We start from the raw sequence: 5,210 nt of genomic DNA on the forward strand, positions 1-5,210 counted from the left end.
AGCATAAGTGATTTTCAAATTAGCTAAATTTATATCCAGTTCTTTAAACATTTGCTTTGGTAAAATATGCCCTGATCGGCTGGTAGGATAATCAAGCAAACCTATGCGTTTATCTAAAAAATATTGTTTAGTAATTCGAGGTTTTTCTTTAGAAGATATAAAAAAAGCCGTGTAGTCAGAAAAACCAACTACGGGTTGGTAGTTATAGGTCGACTCCGCTTTAAATGCAGCCATAATATTACTTTTAGCCAAAATTAGGTCAGCAATTCCTTTACCAACAAACTCAAAGCTATCTGCCGTTCTATATCCCCAATACCCTTTTACCGAGCCATATTGCTTAGCTACTACGTTATCAGAGCATAACTTTTGTGTTAATAACTTGGCTATTTTTTTTGATTGTGTAAAAACAATTAATTGGTCTTTATTACTTGTAGCAGTTGTTTGACACTCTGTTGAGGTTTCGATCATAACCGGAAAATGTAAATCATCATTGTATACACTAACTTGACCGCAAACCCACGTAACGACCAACAATAGAAACAAAAATGTAACAATTAACATTTTGTGCAACACAATATTTTTATAATTCAAAGCAATGCCACCCAAAAATAGACGATATAGTGTATTTGAACAATTTCGCTTACCTATTACAACAAGTAATTTTACCTGTTAAATATAAGAGACTGATTTTAAAGGTAATTGAATAAGAAATTATGAATTTTAATAAGTCCTTCCTATCAACATTAAAAATGAGGACAATTGACCGCATTAGCTTATAGCAACCCCATGAAATATTCATTTAGGAAGTTTTAATGCATAACAATATAAAGTACTCGATATCTTCTGCGCTTTTGATTAGTGCGATATTCACAAGCACTAACTCACACGCTTGGGGTCAAAATGGCCACCGTATTGTAGGGCAGATTGCACAATCTCATATAAGCGAAACTACTAAAGCAGCAATTAAACCTTATTTAGATGGTGAGTCACTTGCGCAAATATCAACCTGGCCTGATGAAATGCGCTCTGCTCCTGGCGACTTTTGGCAAAAGAAATCATCTCGTTGGCATTACATTAACGCAGCCCCAGGAAAATCTTTCAGCTTCAATCACGATCATACTAAAAACAAAGAATCTGTAAGTAATATCCTCGAGGGCATTCACTATTCAATGCAAACACTCACTGATAAAAATAGCACCTTAGATGCTAAGCAGTTCAGTTTGCGTTTTTTAGTGCATTTAGTAGGCGACAGTCATCAACCCTTTCATGCCGGTCGAGGTGAAGACAGAGGTGGTAACCGTATTAAGGTTTCATTTTTTAACGAAGAAACAAATCTTCACAGCCTTTGGGATACAAAGTTAGTTGAGAACGAGAACTTGTCGTTTACTGAATACGCTCAATTTATTGATACAAATAACAGCGAATTAATTGCTGAGTATTTACAAAGCTCACCTAAAACTTGGGTTGAAGAATCACACAATTTAGCAACAAAAATTTATAAGTACACCAACGACGAAGTTGGGTACAGCTACATTTATAACAACACTCCAATTGTAAAAACACGCCTACAACAAGCGGGTATTCGACTAGCTGGACTATTAAACGCCTTATTTGACCCTTCTGCAAAAGAGTTAGAAACAGCTTTAGCTTTTGAAAAGAAGCAAACTAACTAGATGTATTTCATATTAATGTAATACTAGAAAAGTAAAATCAAAGAAATATGCTTAAAAAGCAATACATAATTTAAATACTGCAAAACTTAATAAGGCCCATTAGCTTGGTTCTTATAAGTATATTTAAAACTATAAATTTGACATTAATAACACGGGAAATCAACATTATGACTAAGCTTCGCCTTTCGAAATTAACTGGAGCGGTAATTTTAGCTCTAGGTGTTTCTACAAGCGCAATGGCTGCTGATACTTCATCTGCAATGCGAGGTAAAATTACGACGCCTTCAGGTGGCAGTGCTGCAAACGTTAAAATTAAAGTAGTTCACCAACCAACGGGAACTATTAGCGAGCTAACTACAAACGAAAGTGGTACGTTTATCGCTAATGGCTTACGTGTAGGTGGTCCTTACATGGTTATCATCGATTCTGATAAATTTAACGATACAACTGTTGAAAATATCTATCTAAATCTGGGTGAAACTTACCGTTTAAGCTCGCAGCTTGCTCCGCTAAATATCGAAAAGATTGAAGTGTCTGGTTATAAAATTGTTCAACAATCAGGTGGCTCTAGCAGTACATTTGGCTCTGACACTATTGAAAATATGCCAAGCTTTAACCGCGACATTAAAGATATTGCGCGTTTAAATCCACTCGCCAGCATTAATGGTAGTGGTGAGCTAACGTTTGCAGGTAGTAACCCGCGTACCAACGGCTTAACTGTTGACGGTATTGGCCAAAATGATGACTTTGGTTTAAGTTACGGTGGCTACCCTACTTCGCAACCACCTGTAGCACTTGATGCAATTGAGCAAATTTCTGTTGATGTATCTCCGTTCTCAGCCTCTAAAGGTAACTTTGGTGGCGGTACCATTAATGCAGTAACAAAATCAGGTACTAATGAGTTTAAATTTTCTGGCTTTTATGAAATATCTACGCCAGATATTGCAGGTGATGTAGATAGTATTTCTCAAGTATATGCTGATGGTAGCCCGGTTTTAGATGAAGATGGACACCGTACATACGTTATTGATCAGGTAGAACCAATTCAAACTGAGAAACGTTATGGCTTTAATGTTGGCGGCCCATTAATCGACGATACTTTGTTTTACTTTGTTAACTACAACAAATGGACAAGTGAACTTGATTTAGATTACGGTTTTGAAGGCTCTGGTGCAACGAATGAATATGATGTAACAGAAGAAAGCTACAACCAATTTATTAATATTTTAAATAATGAATACGGCTTAACCGATTCTCTCGGTGGTGACCCTAAAGATACAAACGAATCATTGCTTGTTAAATTAAGTTGGAATATTAATGATGATCATCGTTTAGATTTCACTTACCAATGGCAAGACGATAAAGACGAAACAAATGTCGGCACAGGCGGTAGTACAGTAAGCTTAGCGTCAAGCCGTTATACTTACGCTACTAAATTCAATAATTTTGCGACAAAATTATATTCAGACTGGAATGAAAACTTCTCAACTGAAATTGGTATCGCTTACAAAGATGTATCATCAAGAAGCTTGACTAACTCTGATATTGGCTTTGTGAAAGTTGAAGAATACTTCCGTGGTCCAGCTTATGAGTTTGGTACAGATGAATTCCGCCATGCAAATAGCTCATCGACTGAAAACTTAACGCTTACTTTCGATGCCACTTACTTAATGGATGAGCACGAAATTAACTTTGGTATGCAGTATGAATCGCTAAATTTATATAACTTATTTGCATCTAACTCATTAGGTTCTTGGGAGTTTGATGACTTCGAAGGTTTTGCAAACCGTGAAGTGGGTAACTTTAGAGGTACATACGACTTTTCTTACAGTAACGCGTACACAAATAACCCAAATGACACTGCATACGATGCGACACGTAACCAGTTAGCACTTTATATCGAAGATACTTTTTATGTTGGTGATGATTTAGAAGTAACAGCAGGCGTTCGTTATGAGCGTTTATCATCAGACGATAAACCAACTTTAAACGAAAACTTTTTAAATACTTACGGCTTTAGCAATCAAGAGAATCTTGATGGTTTAGATATAATTTTACCGCGTATTGGCTTTAAATATTATGCAACTGAAGCATTAACCATTAATGGTGGTATAGGTCGATTCCAAGGTGGTATTCCAAACGTTTGGTACAATAACTCTTTCCAAAATGACGGTATTACATTTGTTGAAGCACCTCAAAGCGCTATTAATGATTATTACGCCAATAACCAAGCCGATATTACGCAAGTACCTGACGCTATTAAAAACACGTTAGTCCAAGGTGCCGGTAGCACAAACTATGTTGACCCTGATTTTGAGCTTCCATCGAGCATAAGAGCTCAAGTTGGTTTTGAATACGAGTTTGACTCAGAACTACTTGGCGAAGGCTTCAAATGGCAAGCAGAAATTGCTTACCATAAAAAAGAAAACGAAGCTGTATGGCATAACACTGCTTTAAACCCAATTGGTGTTGCTGCTGATGGTGAGCGTGTAATTAACGAAAGTATTTATACTGGCGACCTTGCTGATAACTTTGATATTGCAATGACTAATTCATCTGACGATGGACGTTCAATCATTATCTCTACCGGCATTGCAAAAGAATTTGAAAATGGCCTGTATGTTTCTGCAAGTTATGCACACCAAGACGTAACTGAGGCCTCATCGGGTTCATCTTCTCGTGCTCAAAGTAACTACCAATACAACATTACACGTAACCGCAATGAAGACTTTGCAGATCGTGGTTCATACGAAGTAGAGCACAGCTTTAAAATAAACCTAGCGTATAACACTGAATTTTTCAGTGGCTATGCAACTAAGTTTAACGTGTATTTTGAGCGCCGCTCTGGCCGTCCATTTAGCTACACTATGGGCATGTATCAAGATAGTGACTTAGGTGACACACGCGACTTTTACTCAAGCTCAGCTTACCTAGCTTACATTCCAACTGGCGCTGATGATCCAAATGTAAATTGGGATGAGTCTGGCTTATCTTGGAATGAATTAGAAACGCTTCTAAATCGTGCTGGTATCTCAGAACGTGGTGAAATTTTAGGCCGTAACTCAGGTACTCAACCTTGGGTTACTACGATGGATGTAAGTATCAAACAAGAAATCCCAGGTTTTGCTGAAGGTCACAGCGGTGAGGTTTACTTCATGGTTGATAACTTCGCAAACTTACTAAACAGTGATTGGGGTGTTGAAAAACGCTTAGGTTTCTCTGACCAAGCTGTTTATGATTTTGGTGGGTTAGATGATGAAGGTCGTTATATAATTGATGGCAAATTTAATGGTGCTGACGTTCGTAACTACAGTCAATACCAAACTAGCTCATCAGCTTGGCAGGCTAAAGTTGGTATTAGCTACAAGTTTTAAGTCTTAATAGGTAAGTAATAACACATTAAGTTATTTGTTAACAAAACCCATTGCAAAATTGTAATGGGTTTTTTTTTCACACCCCAATTTCACATGTTTGTCATAAAGCCCACGTAATATATACCCCGATATAGAGTTATTGCTCAAAAAAAACACTCAAATA

The 5,210-nt window shown here is 37.1% G+C and carries 2 protein-coding genes and 1 pseudogene; 2 read left to right on the top strand and 1 reads right to left on the bottom strand.

Going from position 1 to position 5,210, the window contains the following annotated elements; translation table 11 throughout:
* Positions 1 to 561: pseudogene (locus tag H5072_RS11225) on the bottom strand (hypothetical protein); the annotation flags it as partial.
* A 251-nt stretch (positions 562 to 812) separates the two neighbouring features.
* On the opposite strand from H5072_RS11225, the gene H5072_RS11230 reads away from it, so the two are divergent.
* Entirely contained in the window at positions 813 to 1,673 is an 861-nt protein-coding gene (locus H5072_RS11230; RefSeq protein ID WP_138490386.1) for a S1/P1 nuclease, read from the top strand.
* Between the two features lie 167 nt (positions 1,674 to 1,840).
* A complete protein-coding gene (locus tag H5072_RS11235) occupies positions 1,841 to 5,047 on the top strand; it encodes a TonB-dependent receptor (protein ID WP_182693562.1) in 3,207 nt (1,068 codons plus the stop codon).
* The last annotated feature ends 163 nt before the right edge of the window (positions 5,048 to 5,210 follow it).

The organism is Pseudoalteromonas sp. SR45-5 (assembly GCF_014163565.1).
Taxonomy (GTDB): Bacteria; Pseudomonadota; Gammaproteobacteria; order Enterobacterales; family Alteromonadaceae; genus Pseudoalteromonas; species Pseudoalteromonas distincta.

Coding starts and splice junctions, on each gene's coding strand:
- H5072_RS11230 (WP_138490386.1), top strand. CDS start 813: ATGCATAACAATATAAAGTACTCGATATCTTCTGCGCTTTTGATTAGT.
- H5072_RS11235 (WP_182693562.1), top strand. CDS start 1,841: ATGACTAAGCTTCGCCTTTCGAAATTAACTGGAGCGGTAATTTTAGCT.